The sequence below is a fragment of the Nocardioides sp. YIM B13467 genome, from assembly GCF_042788075.1.
Taxonomy (GTDB): Bacteria; Actinomycetota; Actinomycetes; order Propionibacteriales; family Nocardioidaceae; genus Nocardioides.
In genome coordinates this window covers 483,042-501,373 of sequence record NZ_JBHZPJ010000046.1, presented here as the reverse complement: position 1 = coordinate 501,373, position 18,332 = coordinate 483,042, and the positions used below count along the sequence as shown (strand labels likewise).

Below are 18,332 nucleotides of genomic sequence, written 5' to 3'. Positions count from 1 at the left end.
GTCCAACTGTCGACGTCACCGCGCTGGGCCTACGCTGTAGGGGTGGACCAAGCCATCAGCCCGGTCGTTCGACCGGAGGCGCCCATCGATCCCTTCGGCGCGATCGAAACCATCGGAACGACCGGCCCTGTGGTCAGAGCCGAGCGGCGTACGGTCGGTGAAGCCGAGTCGCGCCGCGCGAACGGCCCCGACTGGGACCGCTACGCCGACGAGTACCAGGCCACGCACGGACCGTTCCTCGGTGAGGCCGGGTTCGTCTGGGGCCCGGAGGGCCTGACCGAGGCCGACCTCGGCATCCTCGGCGACATCAGCCGCAAGGACGTGCTCGAGCTCGGCTCCGGCGCCTGTCAGTGCTCCCGGTGGGTGAACACCCAGGGCGGGCGCGCGATCGGCCTGGACCTGTCGGGCCGCCAGCTCCAGCACTCCCGCCGCCTCGACGAGCAGACCGGCGTGGTGGTGCCCGCCGTGCAGGCCACCGCCACCGACCTGCCCTTCGCCGACGACTCCTTCGACGTGGTCTTCTGCTCCTTCGGCGCCCTGCAGTTCGTCAGCGACATCGCCCACGCGCTCGCCGAGACCTCCCGCGTCCTGCGGCCCGGCGGCCGCTTCGCGTTCTCGATCACACACCCGACGCGATGGATGTTCCCCGACGATCCCGGCCCCGAGGGTCTGATCGCCGCGCAGTCCTACTGGGACCGCACCCCCTACGTCGAGGTCGACGACGAGACCGGCAAGGTGTCGTACGTCGAGCACCACCGCACCCTCGGCGACTGGGTCTCGCTGCTGGCCGGCGCCGGGTTCCGGATCACCGACCTGGTCGAGCCCGAGTGGCCCGAGGACCACGAGCGGATCTGGGGCGGCTGGTCGCGCACCCGGGGGCTGTTGACCCCCGGGACCGCGATCTTCGGTGCGGACCTGGCGAGCAGCTAGACAGGCTCCAGCTCAACCAGGCATGGAAATCGTCTGCGGGCCCGGAGACTGTCCTCCGGGCCCGCAGACGTTGACGCTGGTATGTGCTGAGCCTCAGGCGTCAACCAGGGTGCGGTCGTCCGCGGCGGCGTGGGCGCCACCGTTGGGCTTGCGACCGCGCAGCGCCAGCCACAGGCCGATCAGCAGGAAGATCAGGCCGGCGACGACGCCGCCGACGGGGATCCAGGTGCCGATCAGGTTGAGCTGGGCGATGTTGTCCTTGGCGTCCTCGGCGTTGTTGGAGACGGTCTCGTCGGAGTAGCTCATGTCGGCGTCGATCAGCACCGTGCCGGTGCTGGTGACCATCTTCTGGGTCGCGCTCTGGTCGATGTAGGAACCGGTGGTCGGCTCGACGAAGATCGTCTGGGTCGCCTCGTAGGTGCCCCGGATGTCGTCCTCGGTGTCCTTCACCCCGTCGTCTCCCGCCGAGAGCGACGCGTCGTCCTCGGAGGCAGAGACCTCGAACTGGTAGGTCTTCACGCCCTCGACGTCGACGTCGTCGACGTAGGTGGCGATGACCGTCGTGCCGAGCGTGTCGTCCCAGTACTCGTAGTCGTGCCGCTCGGTCTCGAACGGGAACTTGCCAGCCAGGCCGGTCATGCCGTCGACGGCCCGGTCCTCACCGACGTACTTGGCCTGGTCCTCGACGACCTCGGAGCTCTTGCGGTCCATGGCGTAGGCGCGCTCGGTCGTGGTCACCACGCGGTCGTCGTCCTCGGCGCGGGCGCACGGAGGCGTGTCACCCTCCTGGATCATGATGCAGCCGGCCTCGACGAAGACGACGACGTCGTCGGTCGACTCCTTCGGCGCCGCCTCGGTGGTCCGGGTGTACTTCACCGGAACTGGGGTATCCGACTTGGCCAGCGCGCCGCTGGCGGTGCCGTCCAGGACCGTCGTGGTGTTGACGTTGAGCGGCACGGTCGCCGCGGCGTCCCGGCCCCAGAAGCCCGCTACCGCGGCAGCGACCAGCGCAAACGCGCCGACCAGCAAGAAGACGTAACCAATCACTCTTCGCATGTTTTTGCCCCTCCCAAGGCCTCAGTTCCCCCCTCGATCCGCGAACCGTAGCAGCAATACCCGGTCCGGTGTGCAACGGGTCACAAACCGCTGTGCGACACTTCCTCTTCGTGTCCTCCCCCCATCCCACAACCACTGCTGCCGGGCACACCGGCGGGCCTGCTGACGCGCCCGCTGCCGACGGCCTGCTCGCGACTCCCCGAAACGTCGTGGCGACCGCGCTCGCCCTCATCGTGGCCCAGCTCGCCTTCCGCGCCTGGGCGCTGAGCGGCTCGTGGTACCGCTTCGACGACGCCAACTTCATGTCGAAGCTGATGTCGGACGGGCTCTCGGCCGACCTGCTCTTCCACGGGTTCGCCGGACACCTGATGCCGGGAGCGTTCGCGCTGACGGCCTACAACTTCGGCCTCGACCCCTACGCCTGGGCCTATCCGGCCGTCGAGCTCCTCGTGCTGCAGGCGATCGCGAACCTGGGCGCGCTGGTCTTCCTCTGCTCCGCGTTCGGGAAGCGGCGCGGGATCCTGCCGCCGCTGGCGCTGTTCCTGTTCAGCTCGATCAGCCTGCCGGCGTTCCTGTCCTGGGGTCCCGGGATCACCCAGCTGCCGTTCCTCGCCGGGATCTTCTGGGGGTCGTGGGCACACCTCAACTACCTGCGTACGCGGCGGTTCCGCTGGGCCCTGCTGACGATCCTCATCACGCTGGCCGCCATCGCCTTCGGCGAGAAGGCGATGCTGCTGTTCTGGCCCTACGCCGTGCTGGCGCTGGGCTGGTTCGCCACCGGTGACATCCTGACCCGGCTGCGGACGATCCTGACTCGCTACCTGCCCGGCGTGCTCCTCTACGGGGTCGTCTCGATCGGCTCCGTGGTCGCCTACCTCACCCTGGGCGCGGGATCGTCGAAGGCGTCCGGCAGCTCCGACGCCAACGGGTTCGCGCTGGTCGCCCAGCGGTTCCTGTTCGAGTCGTGGGCGCCCGGCGTGGTCGGCGGGCCGCTGCGGTGGAAGTGGATCGAGGGCAACTCGGCCGGCTGGGCCGAGCCCGGGGCGGTGATCTCCGTGCTCGCCGTCGGCGTGCTGGCGCTGCTGACCTACGAACTCGCCCGCACCCGTTCGATCGCGCTGCGGGCCTGGTGGCTGGTCGGCGGCATCCTCGTCATCGACATCGCCCTGATCACCGCCATCCGGGCCGGCGGGGTCGGTGCCGACATCGCGCTCGCCTACCGCTACCTCACCGACACGATCGCGGTCACCGCGATGGCGCTCGCGCTGGCCACGCTGCCGTTGCGCGGGGCGGTGGAGACTCTCACCCCGACGCGTACGTCGCTCTTCCTCGACGTCCCCCGGCGGGTCGCCGTGGCGACCGCGGTCGTCGCCGCGCTGGGGCTCTTCTCGTCCTACTCCTACGTCCAGGGCTGGCACGACGACGACAACACCCGGCGCTACATCGACACCGTCCGCGCCGACCTGGCCGAGGTCGAGGAGCCGCTGCCGATGGCGGACGGGCCGGTGCCCGAGTGGATGGTCTGGGGCGCGTCGTACCCCTACAACCAGGTGAGCCGGGTGCTCCGGCCGCTGTCGGACAAGATGGCGTTCCCCCGGGCCAGCACCGACAATCTCTACCTGGTCGACAAGGACGGCCACATCCGGCCGGCCCTGGTCGAGCCCGAGCGACGCTCGGTCGGCGCCGTCGACCCGACACCGAGCTTGGACAAGTGCAAGCTGCGCGTGCGGCAGACGCCGCTCCAGGTGGGCCTGGACGGCGGCGTCGACGGAGCCGGGTGGTGGATCCGGGTCGCCTACGTGGCTGCCGCCAAGGACGCGGGCCGGATGCGCGTGACCGCCGGCGACCACTCCTACGACGTCGAGGTCGAGCCCGGGTTCCGCAGCCTCTACCTGCGTACTGGCGAGGGTCGCTTCGACACCATCGGCCTCCAGAGCCTGACTCCGGGTTCGAAGCCCTGCCTGGGTGGCATCGAGGTCGGCAGCGTGGTGCCGTTCGGCGACCCGATCTCAGGGCCTGAGGACGAAGGCTGATGATGGCTGGCCGAAGCGGAGCCCGGGGCGATGTGGATCGCCGATTCCTCACGCTCGACGCGCTGCGCGCCGTCGGGGCGCTGATGGTCGTGCTGACCCACGTCGGCTTCCACACCGGCCGCTACCCGCAGGGGTGGACCGGGGCGATGCTCGCCCACTTCGACCTCGGCGTGGCGCTCTTCTTCGTGGTCTCCGGGTTCCTGCTGGCCAGGCCGTGGTTCGCCGCCAGCGCCGCCGGAGCGCCGCCGCCGAGCACCGGACGCTACCTGTGGAAGCGGGCTCTACGGATCCTGCCGCTCTACTGGGTCGTCGTGGCCGTCTGCCTGATCGCCGCACCCGCGAACTCCGACGTCGGCGTCGGCGGCTGGATCGCCAACCTGACTCTGACCCAGATCTACACCCAGGACACGCATGCCTACGGCCTGGCGCACATGTGGAGCCTGTGCACCGAGGTCGCCTTCTACCTCGCGCTGCCACTGGTGGTGCGGCTGCTGACACCGCGGGACCGCCTGGACGTACGCCGTGTGCTGGTCGTCTGCCTGCTGCTCTCGATCGGAGGGGTGGCCTTCGCGGCCGGCGCTCGGACCTGGTTCGACCAACCGTTCGCTGCCGAGTGGCTGCCGGCCTACCTGCCGTGGTTCCTGGCCGGCACCGCGCTCGCGGCCTGCTCGGTCGACCCGGGCATGCGCGCGCGGCTGGACGCTGCCGCGCGCGACCTGGCCGGCTGGTGGCTGCTGGCGCTGGGGCTCTTCGTCGCGGCCTGCACGCCCATCACCGGCCCGGTCGGACTGGTCGATGCCCCGACACCGGCCGAGTCCGCGCTCAAGTGCGTGCTCTACGGCGCGGTCGCGGTCTGCGTCATCTTCCCGCTGGTCTTCGGGCCCGAGCTCGACGGCCCCGTACGCCGCTGGCTGGCCGGTCCGGTGCCCAGCGCGCTGGGCGAGATCTCCTACGGCGTCTTCTCGATCCACATGTTCGTGCTGCTGATGGGTATGGAGCTGCTCGGGTTCGGCACCTTCAACGACCGCTTCTGGACCGTCCTGGGGATGACGCTCGCCGTCACCATTCCGATCGCGGCGCTGTCCTACATCTTCTTCGAGCGCCGGATGATGCGGCTGCGCGGCTGGCGTCCCTCCTGGCGCCGGCCGAAGCGGCGGCCCGAGCCGGAGCCTGACACCGAGCCCGCGTCTGAGACTGCGTCAGAGTCCGGTGAGACCGAAGCGGCCGCGGCGACGAGTACGATCGCGACCAGCGAGAGCGCCTGAGCCGTCCAGGCGGGCGGGTCCCAGGGCAGGTCCCAGGCGGTCGGGAGGATCTCGACGGCCAGGGCGCCGGCGAGCAGCGCGGCCCCGGACCCGGCGGCCAGGAGGCGTACGAGAGCCGGCCGGCGGCCGGTCAGGCGCGGCAGCAGCCAGGCGACCACGGCGGCCAGCGCACCCCACCAGCCGGCGAGCAGACCGGCCACGAGGACAAGCAGTCCGCCGTCGTACCACCGCCACGGCGCGGCCACCGGGAACAGCTCCAGGCTCGGCGGGGTGCCGCGGCGGCGCCATGAGGTCGCCAGCGCGAGCACGAGGACCAGTGCGGCGCCGCCCGCACCGGCGATCAGCCCGGCACGGTAGGTGCCCTCGGGCGCGAAGCCGAAACGTACCTCTCCCCCGGCGCCGGCGGGCACGATCCAGCCCTGCTGCCAGCCGTCGACCCGCTGGGCGCGCAGGACCTTGCCGTCCAGGGTGGCGGTGGCGCCGGTGTTGATGTTCTGCGGGAGCACGAGGACCCGGTCGTAGGCCTCGGCGGAGACCGTCGCCGAGACCGCCGCGTCGCGCTCGTCGCGCTCCACCTCGACCGCCTCCGGAGACTCCGCGTCCGCGATCACCTCGGCGCTGAGCTCGAGGCTGTCGACACGCATCGCGCTGACCGGATCGGCGAGCAGCGTGTTCTCGCCGGCGGCCAGGTTGATCGGGGCCGTACCGCAGACCCTCAGCGGCACCTCGCCACCGCGCAGCAGATCGGAGAGCGACCCGTTGACCGCCGTACGCAGCACCCGCTCGCCCACGCGGATGCGGGGACCGTCGGCGCAGCCGGCCCGGAGCCGCCCGTCGCCGAGCGGACGGCCGTTGACCTGCACCTCGGAGACGCCGGCGGGCAGCTCGGTCGCGTCGGCCATGCTGGAGGGCTGGTCGTAGGCGGCGTCGGTCTCGGTGATCCGGATCCGGAGCCGGTCGGTGCGCCAGCCGCTGGGCACCGCGACGTCGCCGTCGGAGTCGACCTCGCGGGTGACCGTGCGCTTGGGACGGCGCAGGTCGGTGATCTCGACCTCGGTGGGGATGCTGACCGGGGCGGCCTCGTCGACCACGAGCCGCAGCGACCGGATCCGCTGCCGCTCGGACAACCCAAGGGTCACCGTGGCCGGGCCGGTCGAGGGCGCGCGCCAGGAGGTGCCGTCGTCACCGTCGGCCATCGCGAGCGCCGACTGGGCGATGTCTCCGCTGCTCGGCGCGGCGATGTCGACACCGGCGAGGGCGGCGGCCGCCGCGGCGTAGGCGTGGTCGCGGCGCAGCGACACGGTCCCGGTGACGTCGAACGACTGCCCGCGGGTGAGGGTGATGAGCCGGTCCAGATCGTCGCCGTCGTCGCCGGTGGCGGCCAGGAACGGCTCGCAGTAGAGCACGCCACCCTGATCGATGCAGCCGCTGCGATCGGTGTCGCGACCGAGCCGGATCTTGCGGATCGTGGTGTCCTCCGGCGGCTCGGGGAGCGCGACCAGGCGCTGGGCGTCGACGCCCTCAATGTCGAGCTCGCTGATCCCCCAGGGGCCGTAGGCGGTGGCTCCGCGGGCGGTGATGGTGAGGTTGCGCGCGCTGAACCCGGTCAGGTCGTACGTCGCCTCCTCCCCCGGCTGCGGGGCGTAGACCTTGCGCATCTGGGCGCCGGCAACGAGCTCGAGCCGTTCGACCCCGACCACGTTGTCGGGGAGCGTGATGGTGACCTTGCCGAGGTCGGTCTCGTCCTCGAACCGCACCCGGAACCAGGCGCCCTCGGGAGTGCGGTCCCATCCGGTCTCGGTGCGCCACGCGGTGTCGGGGTCGCCGTCCAGGGCCGCCGAGGGCGCCCGGCCGCGGTCGACCGGGACCTCCTCCGGCGTCGCTGCCGAGCTGGAGGCCTCCACGGCCTCGACACCGCGCCAGACCATGGTGCTCTGCCACCGCTCCTGGTCCTCCAGGTAGCGGTGGAAGCTCTCGGGCTGGTCGGAGTCGACGCCCTCCTCGGCGGTGCGGGTCGCGGAGGAGTTGGCGCGGACCCCCGAGAAGAGGGTCGTACGCCGCCGCTGGCCGTCGGTCAGGATGACGTCGGCCCTCTCGTCGGAGCCGTCGGCGGCCGACCGGGTGTCGTCGGCGGTCAGCACCGCCGGCGCGCCGCTGGCGGGCTCACCGGGGTCACCCATCACGGTCGTCTTCGCCGGGATCAGGGTCCCGTCGGAGGTGGCGCCGTCGACCTCGTAGATCTCGATCGGGGGATACTCCCCGGCCAGTCCCCCGTCGACGAGTACGCGGGTGCCCTTCTCGCGGTGGTAGGTGGTGTTGCCGAACTCGGTGCCGAAGCTCGCCTCCCGGGTCAGCCCGGGCGACTGGGCGAGGGTGGCGTGCACCAGGGAGGGCGGCGGGGCACCGGTGGTGCCCCAGTGCAGGTCGTTGCGTACCAGCAGCCGGGTCACGCCGGCCTTGGCCAGCATCGGCGCGAGGTCCGCGCTGGGGGTGCCGCGCTCGATCTCCTCGGTGACCCGGTCGAGCCAGACGACGTTGCCGGGCTCGGCCAGCGGCACCACGCCGCGTACGGCCCAGCGCGAGTCGGCGTAGGGCTGCAGGACCTCGTCGTGGGTGCTGCCCCACAGGTAGTCGCCGAACCGGGCGGCCGGGACCACGAGCGTCACGCCGCCGTCGTCGTTCTCGGAGAGATAGTCGGCGGCGTCGGTCCAGAAGGCCGGGACGTTCTCGATCGACCCGGGCGGCGGCACCTGGCCGCGCACCCAGGGCACCGCCAGGCCGGCCAGCGCGGCCACCACGGCGATGACGAACACGGTCCTCAGCCACTGCGCGGCCTTCGTGGCCGTCCCGGAGGCTCGTGCCAGCTCTGCGCGGAAGAGGATGGTCTCGACGGCGAGCACGACCCCGGCGGCGAGCCCGAGACGGAGCACCGCGTCGTACTTGTGGCTGTTGCGCACCGCGGCCAGGGCGCCGTCGACGAGGTCCTGACGGGCCTCGGCTCCCCAGCCGGCCAGTGCGCCGGTGTAGCCGATCCCGACCAGGACGGCGCCGGCCAGCACGCAGCCGATCAGGAACCGGGTCTCGGGGTGGCGACGCGCGCGGCCGATCCCGGCCAGCCCGGCGAGCCCGATGGCGACGACGGCGGCGGCGTCGAGAACCAGGAACGGCGTGGCGTGCAGGCTCTGCCCGGCCGGGTAGTAGAGCGGATCCGCGTACGCCACCCAGTCGGAGGTGCCGAGCAGCGTCGGCAGCAGGCCGGTGGTCGAGGAGGTCACCGCGGCGGTCTCGATGTAGTCGAGGAAGGGCGGGATGTAGCGGCCCTGGAGCACCAGCGGGATCGTCCACCACAGGGTGGCGAGGATGGTGAACACGCCCCACAGCACCAATGCGGCGAACCGCCGGGCACCGGTCCTGGTCAGCAGGAAGACCACGCCCGGGACGATCACCGCCGAGACCGCGGTCGCGTTGACCCCGCCCGCGCAGGCGACCGCGAGGGCGGCCACGGCGCACCAGCGCACCAGGTCCTTCGTCGTGGTGGTGCCGCTGGCCCGGATGACCGCGAGCAGCACCCACGGCGCGATCGCGGTCGGCCACAGCTCGGCAGAGTTGGCACCGAGGATGGTCATCACGCGTGGCGTCAGGACGTACGCGGCGGCACCCGCGACCTGCGCCCACGGCCGTCCCAGCTGCAGCTCGCGGGCCACCGCCAGCACACCGAGGAATGCCAGGTTGAGCAGCAGCGCCCACCACAGCCGCTGGATCGCCCACTCCGGCAGCTGCGCCAGCTGGCCGAGCCCGTAGAACGGGCCCATCGGCCACAGGTAGCCGATCGCCTGGTTCTGCACCTGGCCGAAGGCGCCCTGGGCGTCCCACATGTTCAGCGCCCGGGCCAGGAAGGTCCACGGGTCGGCGCTGAGGTCGAACTTGGTGTCCGCGACGATCCGGCCCGGGGCCTGGGTGAAGGTGATCGCGGTCAGGATCGCGACGTACGCCGTGATCCTCAGCTTCGAGGTGGCCGAAGCGGAGCTCGAGGCAGCGGGGGTGGGGCTGACTGGGCCCGGGGTCACGTCTTGCGCAGCACGAGCAGGAGGTTCCATGAGAGCACCTCCCTCACCACCGGGACCCGNGTCGCCGCGGCCCCCGCGACGGCGACAGCCGGGGTCCTGATCCTGCTTGCCGCCAGGACACGAGCATGGACCGTGCGGCACACGGCGGCGGTCGGTGCGGCCTTCCTGCTCGAGCGGGGGTTGCTGGCGTTCACCTACTTCCCCCTCATCGGCGACGTCGCGCCGGTCCCGAAGTACGCGCACAACGTGGGCATGCTCGTCATCGTGCTGCTCGCGACTTGGCTGGCGCTGCGCGGCCGGGTCTCGGCTAACGGCGCGATCGGATCCCGAGCCGAGCGGTCTCCCCGGTGGCAGAGCGCTCGAGCTCGGCGATGAGGGTGCGGGCGTCGTAGCGGCCCTCGTGGCGGTGTGACCCGACGAAGAAGGTCGGGGTGCCGCGGGCGCCGCTGTCGTTGGCCGAGGCCATGTCCTCGCGGACGTGCTCGGCCAGCGCCGGGTCCTCGAGGTCGCGGAGGAACTGCTCGACGTCGAGCCCGAGGACTCCGGCGTAGCCGGCCAGGTCGTGGTGCTCGAGCTCGTTCTGGTGCTCGAAGAGGTGCTTGTGCATCTCCCAGAACTTGCCCTGCCGGGCGGCGGCCTCGGCGGCGACGGCGGCCAGCTCGGCATGCGGGTGCTGGGCGAGGGGGAGGTGGCGTACGACGTAGCGGATCCGGGGGCCGAAGTAGTCGCGGACCTCGTTGGCGGTGCCGGTGGCACGGGCGCAGAAGGGGCACTCGTAGTCGAGGTACTCGACCAGGGTGACCTCGGCGTCCTCGGCGCCGTAGATGTGGTCGCGCTCCGGGTCGACCGGGGGAGAGAGCAGCTTCGGCAGGGCAGCGTCACGCTGTCCGAGGAAGCGCGCGGAGAGCTGGAAGATCACCCAGCCGAGCGCGGAGGCGAGCACCACGGAGAGGAGTACGCCGACGATCGCGTCGCGCTGCAGCGTCTCGGAGTCGAAGGCGAGGGTCGTGATCAGCAGCGCGACGGTGAAGCCGATCCCGGACAGCGCCGCGCCGCCGAGAACATGGCCGCCACCGACGCCCTGAGGCAGCCTTCCGAGCCGCAGCCGCGTGGCCACGAGCGCACCCCCGCCGATGCCGAGCGTCTTGCCCAGGACGAGGCCGGCCACGACGCCCCAGGTCACCGGCGAGCTCAGTGCCTCGCCGAGCACCCCGTTGCGCAGGTCGACGCCCGCGTTGGCGAGCGCGAAGACCGGCACGATGAGATAGCTCGTCGGCACGTGCAGCGTCTCCTGGAGCCGCTCGTTGACCGAGATCGTGCGGGTCAGCTCGTCGCGGGTCTCGCGCTGCAGCGTGGGCAGCGGCGACTGCCGGAAGGCCCGGAACCGCGAGGTCGCGACCTCCATCTGGGCCCGGGTCGGCTCAGCGGCCGGCACCAAGAGGCCGGCCAGCATCCCGGCGATCGAGGCATGCAGCCCGGCGCCGAGCGTGGCCACCCAGGCGATCAGGACGAGCAGTACGTAGGGCCCGGCCCGCCACACCTTGACCCGGTCGAGCACGAAGATCCCGACCAGGGCCAGCCCGGCCACGACCAGCGGGCCCACCTGGAGGTTCTCGGTGTAGGCGACTCCGATCACGCTCACCGCGACGATGTCGTCGATGACGGTCAGGGTCAGCAGGAAGATGCGCAGCTGGGTCGAGACCGCCGGCCCGACCAGCGCCAGCATGCCGAGCAGGAACGCGGTGTCGGTGCCGATCACGATGCCCCACCCGCGCGCCGCCTCACCGGAGGGGTTCAGCAGCAGGTAGATCAGGGCCGGCAGCAGCAGGCCGCCGGCACCGGCGATCAGCGGGACCACCATGCGGCGGCGGTCGGTGAGCTCACCGACGGCGAGCTCGCGGCGTACCTCCAGACCGACGACGAAGAAGAAGACCACCATCAGGCCGTCGTTGACCCAGTGGTGCAGGTTCATCGAGAGGCCGACGTCCCCGAACCGGACCGAGAACACCGTCTCCCACAGGTGCTCATAGCCGTGCGACCACGGCGAGTTGGCCCAGGCCAGCGCCAGCAGCGAGGCGATCACCAGCAACGTGGCACTCGTCGACTCCAGATGCATGAAGTGCCGCAGCCTGGTGCCGAGCTGCCCGGTCAGGTCCTCGTCACGCCGGCACTGCGTCTGCTGTTTCCCCACGGAATGATCCTAGGCCGGGTCTGAGCCGCGATCTGTCGTTGTCCGCGTGAGAGTCGCCTCAGCGCCGCACGGCGACCAGGCCGGCGAGCGTGCCCTGGGGCAGGGTGCCGTCGGGGAGAGGGCTGCCGCGAGACGGTCCGCACGCCGTCGCCGTCGGGCGTGACGTACCCGGTGCGGCCCTGGGTGGTCGCGAACCAGACGAGCGGGTCGGTCGAAGATCATGTGGCGGTCGCCACAGGCGTTACACGAATGTCCAACAGATGCGTGACCTGTCACCCACATCGTCGTTAGCCCATCTGACGGCGGGTAACAGCCGGATGACAGCGCCGAACCAAGTGGCGCGACCCGGTGCTCAGCCGTACATGGGGGCTTCCGGCGTATGCGTCCGGGTACTGACAGGCGCAAACACGCACATCGTGGACATAGCACAATCGAACTATGTTCAATAGGTCCTACGACTCATATTTTGTAGAGGATAAAGTCCTTTCAAGTCTTCCTTGAAAGTCTGGATGGGAGTTAGATGGGCAACATGACAACTAGGCGTTCTCGGCCCGGCCGCCCTAGGCATGTTCCCGATTCAGGTACGACCTCACCGCGCGACCAGATCCTGGATGCCGCATCGCGGCTGTTTGTCTCCCAGGGTTTCGCGGCGACGTCTACCCGCGAGATCGCCGACATGGTCGGCATCCGCCAGGCGTCCCTCTACTACCACTTCGCGGGGAAGGACGAAATCCTCGGCGAGCTGCTCCGCCGGTCGGTGCGACCGACCACGGACAAGGTCGAGAAGATCCTCGACCGGGTGCCGCCGCTCGACTACGAGACCGCGCTCTACCTGCTGGTCCTCGTCGACGTACGCACCCTCGCCGACGTGCCGCACAACGTCGGCATGCTCTACCAGCTCCCCGACGTGGCCAAGTGCGAGGTCTACGACGAGTTCCGCAACGAGCACGCGGAGCTGGCCGGCCACTACGCGCACCTGGCCGGCGAGATCGCCTCGAAGACGGTCCGCTCGACGGTCAGCCGCAAGCAGCTGGGTGACCTGCTCATCCAGCAGGTCGAGGGCGTGATCAACATGCGCACCGAGGACCCGAACCGTCGGATCCCGTGCCGCGAGGCCTGGGCGATCGCCGCCACCTGCCTGCGGATCTGCGACGTGCCGCAGGAGAAGATCGACGCCGCGGCGCCCATCGCGATCGAGCTGCTCCCGCAGTTCATCGACGAGAAGGTCGCCGAGCCCGCCTGAGGCCCAAAACCCGGTGGACTCGGGTGCGCGCTTAGGTTTCGATGTGCGCATGACACTCTTCGTCTCGCACACCACCATCGACTGCCACGACGCGTACGCGCTCTCGGAGTGGTGGAAGGCTCTGCTCGGCTACGTCGACGTGGAGGGTGACCCGAACCTCCCCGGTCACGAGGAGTGCATGATCCTCGACCCGGAGACCGGCCACCGGCTGCTTTTCATCGAGGTGCCCGACGGGGAGCTGCCCGCCAAGCGGATCCATCTCGATCTGCGCCCGCGCACCAGCACCCGTGACGAGGAGGTCGAGCGGCTCCTCGAGCTCGGCGCGACCCAGATCGCCGACCATCGCGGGAAGTACGGCCCCGGGACCGGCTGGGTGATCTTCGCCGATCCCGAGGGCAACCAGCTCTGCGTGCTGCGATCCGAGGCGGAGGTCGCCGCGCAGGAGGCGCAGGCCTCAGGGGCGTAGCAACTCATACATGCTGGAGAAGCCCTGGTCGCCGTGGCCCTGGGCGATCCGGCGGTCCATCAGCGACTTCACCTCGCGCATCCGAACCGCCTCGGCACCGGTCGACTCCCGGTGCCCGATCAGGTCGTCCATGAGGGCCGCCTGGACGTCGAGCGAGCCGAGGTCGGGGCCGTACGTCCCGCCCTTGATCGCTCCGGCCATCATCGTCAGCAGGCCGGCGTAGCCGTTCAGCGACCCGGCGAGCCGCTCGGTGAACGCCTCCAGGTCCATGCCCTCCCTCTCCACCAGGTTGAGGGTGTGCAGGAAGCCGATCAGGAACTCGTAGCCCATCGCGACCTGGGCGTTGAACTCCACGGCCGCGAACCCGGCGTCGGACCCGTGGTAGGTGACGGAGCCGAGCTCCTGGAGCGACGGCTCGACGGCGTCGAACGTGTGGCGATCCCCGCTGAAGGCCAGCGACACCTTGGCCGTGCCGACATCGGGCGGGTCGCCCATGATCTTCCCGTCGACGTACGCCGCGCCGTGCTCGATCGCCCAGGTCTGGTTGGCTCGCGCCTGGGCGGGGGAGCCGCTGGTCAGACTGACCAGGGTGTGGCCGGCCGCTGCCTGTCCGACCGACACCAGGACGTCCTCGACCGCGGTGTTGTCCAGCAGGCTGAGGATCGTCAGCGGGCTGGCCGCCACCGCCTTCGCCGCGGTGGAGGCGACGACGGCTCCCGCGTCGGCGAGCGCCTCGGCCTTGTCGGCCGTCCTGTTCCAGACCGTGGTCCGGTAGCCGCGTTCGAGGTATGCCCGGGCGACCGCCGATCCCATGTTGCCCATCCCGATCACGGTCACGGCGGGTCGGTCCTTGCGTTCCGTCATGGTCCAGCTCCATCTCTCGTGGTGAGTCACCATCGTCAAAGATGAAGTTGACTTGAGGTCAAGGCCATCCCTGTCGAGCTAGTCGGTCTCCACCGGGAGGTCGTGGTTGCTCCACTGGCTCCACGAGCCGGGGAAGAGCGCGGCATCGTAGCCGGCGATCGCCAGGGCGGCGATCTGGTGGGCTGCGGTCACGCCGGAGCCGCAGTAGGTGGTCACGGGGGCGCCGGCCTCGACGCCGAGCGCGGCGAACCGCGTCTGGAGCTCCTCGGCGGGCAGAAAGCGTCCGTCAGCTCCGAGGTTGTCGACGGTCGGCGCGGAGACCGCGCCGGGGATGTGGCCGGCCTTCGGGTCGACGGGCTCGACCTCGCCGCGGTAGCGCTCGGCGGCGCGGGCGTCGAGCAGAAGACCCTGGTACGCCTCGACCTGCTCGAACGGCAGCACGGGCAGGTGGCGCCCGGGGTGAGCGTCACCGTGCCGGGCGCAGGCACGACGTCGTCGGTGGCCAGCGGGTGCCCGGCGGAGGTCCAGGCGGCGAGGGCTCCGTCGAGGAGGCGTACGTCGGCGATCCCTGCCCAGCGCAGCAGCCACCAGGCGCGAGCGGCGGAGGTGTTGCCGACGGCGTCGTAGGCGACCACGGTGTCACCTTCGGAGATGCCCCACCGTCGGGCGGCGGCCTGCAGGTCTGCGAGCTCGGGGAGCGGGTGGCGGCCGTCGGTGGGCTCGCCGTGGCGGGCCAGCTCGGTGTCGAGGTCGACGTAGACGGCGCCGGGGAGGTGGCCCTCGAGGTAGGACTGGTGTCCGGGTGGGCCGCCGAGCTGCCAGCGTACGTCGAGGAGGACCGGGGGCTGGTCGGACGCGAGCACGGTCGCGAGCTCGTCGGCGTCGATGAGTACGTTCACGGGTGAAGTCTTTCAGGAAAGCGGTCAGGTGCTGGCCCATCCGGCGGCTTCGGCGCTCAGGTGTCGGCAGACGTGGCCGGCGGCCGGTGGCGCGCTGGCGCCGGTGACGAGCCAGAGGGTGTTGAGCGGCCCGAGCCTGGGTTCGTGGAGGCGTACGACGGCGCCGTCGGCGAGGGCTCCGTCGACCAGGTAGCGGGGCAGCACCGAGGCGCCGATGCCGGCGACGACGGCGCGAAGGATGCCGCGCAGGTCGGGCAGGACGAGCGCGGTGCGGTTGGTGGGACGCGCGTCGAACTCGGTGAGCCAGTAGCGCCGGATGATCGGGAGGTCGGGGGAGTAGGCCGCCAGCGGCACGGCCGCGAGCGCGCGCACCGGGTTCTGCTCCAGCTCGGTGGGATCGACCTGTACGGCGACCGCCGGCGCCGCGACCAGGAGGAACTCCTCGTCGACCAGAGCGGCCGACCGCAGCCGCTCGTCGCCGGGTCGTACGGAGGAGACGACGAGGTCGAGGCGCTCGGCGGCCAGGTCGTCGAGAAGGTCCTGCGCGAGGCCGGTCGTCACCGAGACGTCGAGGCCGTCACGTACGAGCGGGGCGAGGGCCGGCACGATCCGGGTGGTCATCACGTCGGCGGCGCCGCCGATCCGGATGCTCGCGGGCCCGATCGAGGGCTCGGTGCCGACGGCGCCGCGAAGCTGGTCGACCAGCGGCGTGATCCGGGCGGCGAGGGCGTCGGCCCGTGCGGTCGGCACCAGGCCGGTGCGGGAGCGCTCGAACAGGGGCACGCCGAGCTCGTGCTCGAGCTTGCGGATCCGGGCGGTCACCGCTGGCTGAGTGAGGTCGAGGCGACGTGCCGCGGCGCTGATCGAGCGCTCCCGGTAGGCGTGCGCGAACGCTTCCCAGAGGTCGAGCGAGGTCATAGAAATCATTATGACCACACGAGGAGGTTCGGGAGTGAAGAGGGCGATGGTCGTCGTTACGTCATCACCGAACCGAACAAGAAGAAGGAAGAACTCATGGCACGCGTACTGATGGTCGTCTCGGCGGCCGACACCCTCGTCCTGGCCGACGGCACCGAGCACCCGACCGGCTACTGGGCCGAGGAGGTCGCCGCCTCCCACGAGACGCTCGCCGGAGCCGGCGTCGAGATCGACATCGCCACCCCGGGCGGCAGGGCGCCGACCGTCGACGCGCTCTCGCTCAGCGAGCAGGGCGGCGTCCAGCCCGAGGACGCCGAGCGGTTCCGCGCCTACCTCGAGACCCTCGAGAAGGAGCTCGCCCATCCGCTCGATCTCGCCGACATCGACCCCGCCGCGTACGACGCCGTCTACATCCCCGGCGGCCACGCCCCGATGGCGGACCTGGTCGAGAACCCCACGCTCGCCGCGCTCCTGGCCGCCACCGACTCCGCCGGCCGGCCGATCGTCGCGCTCTGCCACGGCGTCGCCGGCCTCCTCGCCGCCACCGGCGAGGGCCGCTGGCTCTTCGGCGGCCGCCGGATGACCGGGTTCACCGACACCGAGGAGCAGCAGGGCGGCTACGGCGACAGCATCCCCTTCTCGGTCGAGCAGCGGATGCGTACGGCCGGCGGGATCGTCGAGGCCGGCGAGCCGTGGAGCGACACCGTGATCGTCGACGGCACCCTGATCACCGGACAGAACCCGCAGTCCAGCGTCTCGACCGCGAAGGCCCTGCTGGAGCGGCTCGCCTGATCCACGCCCGAGGCGTGACAGGGCCCGGCGACCTCGACAGGTCGCCGGGCCTCGTCGCAGGGGATCAGCGGACCGGAGCACCCGGGCCGAGCGGGATGCCGAGGGCCCACCAGAGGAAGAACAGGGCGGTCCAGGCCAGGCTCATCGCGATGGCCAACGGCAGGGTGTAGGAGGCGAGGGTGCCGATGCCCGCGTCCTTGCGATAGCGCTGCAGGAAGCCGAGGGCCATCACGAAGTACGGGCTCATCGGGGTGATCGCGGTGGAGCCCGAGTCGGCGATCCGGAAGAGCGCCTGGGTGGTCTCCGGCGGCACCGAGAGCAGCATCAGCATCGGCACCAGGACCGGCGCGGCGATGGACCACATCGCCGAGCCGCTGGTGACCATGATGTTGACGACGCTGAGCAGCGCCAGGACGAGCAGGAAGACCACCCAGACCGGGATGTTGCTGGTCTCCAGGGCCTCTGCAGAGTTGACCGCGAGCACGTCGCCGAGGTGGGACCACTCGAAGTACGCCAGGAACTGGGCGATCGCGAAGAAGAGCACCAGCACCGGCGCCATCTGCTTGATCCCCTGGCCCATCAGCGCGGGCACGTCGCCGGCCTTGGTGATCGAACCGGACAGCGTGCCGTACACGGTGCCGGCGAGACCGAAGAGCACCGCGACGATCGCGGCGATGCCGGTGAGGAACGGCGACTCGGTCAGCGACCCGTCCTCGCCGCGCAGGGGAGAGGCCGGCGGGATCACGACGGCGGCGACGACCACGATCGCGACCAGCAGGCTCAGCAGGGACCAGCGCAGCGCCCGCCGCTCACGGCCGTCGAGCTCGAGAGAGCCGAAGTCACCGTCGTCGGCGTCCTCGTCGGCGTCGAGGTCGGGCCGCTTGGAGAGGACGAACTTCGTCATCAGGGTGATCACCGCGGCCAGCAGCACCGAGGAGGCGATGTTGAAGAACCAGTTGCTGACGGGGGAGACGTACGCGCTCTCGTCGACGATCTGGGCCGCGGCGGTGGTGATGCCGGCGAAGATCGCGTCGTTGGGCGTGGGGATCGGGCTGGCGTCGTACCCGCTGGCGATCGCGGTGTAGGCGACCACGATCCCGAGGATCGGGGAGCGCCCCACCGCCCGGAAGGCGAGGCCGCCGAGCGGGACCAGGATGATGTACGCAGCCGCCGAGGCCACGTGGGCGACGGTGCCGGTGAACGCGACGGCGAAGACCACCCAGCCGACAGGCACCCGGGAGATGCCGGTCTTCATCGCGGCGGTGAGGAACCCGGTGCGCTCGGCGACGGCGACGCCCATGATGACCACGACGATGGTCGCCATCGGCGGGAACTCGGCGAAGTTGGAGACCATCGTGGAGACCGCCATCGCCAGGCCCTCACCGCTGAGCAGGCTCTGGACGACGACCTCCTCCCCGTCGCTGGGGGAGATGACCGAGACGCCGGCGGCGGCGCAGATCGCGCTGATCACGGCGAGGATCGCGGCGAGGATCCAGAAGAGCCAGAACGGGTGCGGCAGGGCGTTGCCGACGCGCTCGATCACGCCCATGGCGCGGATGATCCACGGCAGCCTGTCGCTGGTGGTGGTTGCGGTGCTGGTCACGGGGG

General features: G+C 71.0%; 12 protein-coding genes and 1 pseudogene. 6 read left to right on the top strand and 7 right to left on the bottom strand.

Going from position 1 to position 18,332, the window contains the following annotated elements; genetic code table 11:
• The first annotated feature begins 42 nt into the window (after positions 1–42).
• The gene (locus ACFX43_RS09655; protein WP_378819969.1) at positions 43–930 is read left to right on the top strand and encodes a class I SAM-dependent methyltransferase; all 888 of its coding nucleotides are present in this window, start codon (positions 43–45) and stop codon (positions 928–930) included.
• Between the two features lie 93 nt (positions 931–1,023).
• Here the strand turns inward: ACFX43_RS09655 and ACFX43_RS09650 are convergent, their stop codons facing one another.
• Positions 1,024–1,986 (bottom strand): DUF3068 domain-containing protein, encoded by a 963-nt coding sequence (locus tag ACFX43_RS09650; protein ID WP_378819967.1) that lies wholly within the window; start codon positions 1,984–1,986, stop codon positions 1,024–1,026.
• A 110-nt stretch (positions 1,987–2,096) separates the two neighbouring features.
• Between ACFX43_RS09650 and ACFX43_RS09645 the strand changes: the two genes are divergently transcribed.
• Together ACFX43_RS09645 and ACFX43_RS09640 are read left to right on the top strand one after the other, a co-directional pair.
• Positions 2,097–4,019: a hypothetical protein gene (locus ACFX43_RS09645; protein ID WP_378819964.1), complete on the top strand. Its 1,923-nt coding sequence runs from the start codon at positions 2,097–2,099 to the stop codon at positions 4,017–4,019.
• Positions 4,019–5,086, top strand: a pseudogene (locus ACFX43_RS09640) (acyltransferase family protein); the annotation flags it as partial. The gene ACFX43_RS09645 and the pseudogene ACFX43_RS09640, both read left to right, overlap by 1 nt.
• Before the next feature lie 17 nt (positions 5,087–5,103).
• Here the strand turns inward: ACFX43_RS09640 and ACFX43_RS09635 are convergent.
• Entirely contained in the window at positions 5,104–9,381 is a 4,278-nt protein-coding gene (locus ACFX43_RS09635; RefSeq protein ID WP_378819961.1) for an alpha-(1->3)-arabinofuranosyltransferase family protein, read from the bottom strand.
• Between the two features lie 277 nt (positions 9,382–9,658).
• On the bottom strand, positions 9,659–11,542 hold the full coding sequence (gene nhaA / locus ACFX43_RS09630) for a Na+/H+ antiporter NhaA (protein ID WP_378819959.1): 1,884 nt from the start codon (positions 11,540–11,542) through the stop codon (positions 9,659–9,661).
• A gap of 520 nt (positions 11,543–12,062) precedes the next feature.
• Between nhaA and ACFX43_RS09625 the strand changes: the two genes are divergently transcribed.
• Complete coding sequence (locus tag ACFX43_RS09625) at positions 12,063–12,785, top strand: TetR/AcrR family transcriptional regulator (protein ID WP_378819956.1); 723 nt, start codon at positions 12,063–12,065, stop codon at positions 12,783–12,785.
• A 49-nt stretch (positions 12,786–12,834) separates the two neighbouring features.
• Positions 12,835–13,251, top strand: coding sequence for a VOC family protein (locus ACFX43_RS09620; RefSeq protein ID WP_378819955.1), 417 nt, complete (start codon positions 12,835–12,837; stop codon positions 13,249–13,251).
• Here the strand turns inward: ACFX43_RS09620 and ACFX43_RS09615 are convergent.
• The 3 genes from ACFX43_RS09615 to ACFX43_RS09605 all read right to left on the bottom strand — a co-directional run bounded on the left by ACFX43_RS09615 (position 13,240) and on the right by ACFX43_RS09605 (position 15,932).
• Positions 13,240–14,115, bottom strand: a complete 876-nt coding sequence (locus tag ACFX43_RS09615) for an NAD(P)-dependent oxidoreductase (RefSeq protein WP_378819952.1) — start codon at positions 14,113–14,115, stop codon at positions 13,240–13,242. The genes ACFX43_RS09620 and ACFX43_RS09615 overlap by 12 nt on opposite strands.
• Before the next feature lie 78 nt (positions 14,116–14,193).
• Entirely contained in the window at positions 14,194–14,556 is a 363-nt protein-coding gene (locus ACFX43_RS09610) for a sulfurtransferase (RefSeq protein ID WP_378819949.1), read from the bottom strand.
• 482 nt (positions 14,557–15,038) lie between these two features.
• Entirely contained in the window at positions 15,039–15,932 is an 894-nt protein-coding gene (locus ACFX43_RS09605; protein WP_378819946.1) for a LysR family transcriptional regulator, read from the bottom strand.
• A 96-nt stretch (positions 15,933–16,028) separates the two neighbouring features.
• On the opposite strand from ACFX43_RS09605, the gene ACFX43_RS09600 reads away from it, so the two are divergent.
• Positions 16,029–16,724, top strand: a complete 696-nt coding sequence (locus ACFX43_RS09600) for a type 1 glutamine amidotransferase domain-containing protein (RefSeq protein ID WP_378819944.1) — start codon at positions 16,029–16,031, stop codon at positions 16,722–16,724.
• A 64-nt stretch (positions 16,725–16,788) separates the two neighbouring features.
• Here the strand turns inward: ACFX43_RS09600 and ACFX43_RS09595 are convergent, their stop codons facing one another.
• Entirely contained in the window at positions 16,789–18,327 is a 1,539-nt protein-coding gene (locus tag ACFX43_RS09595) for an AbgT family transporter (protein ID WP_378819941.1), read from the bottom strand.
• Positions 18,328–18,332: the final 5 nt, after the last annotated feature.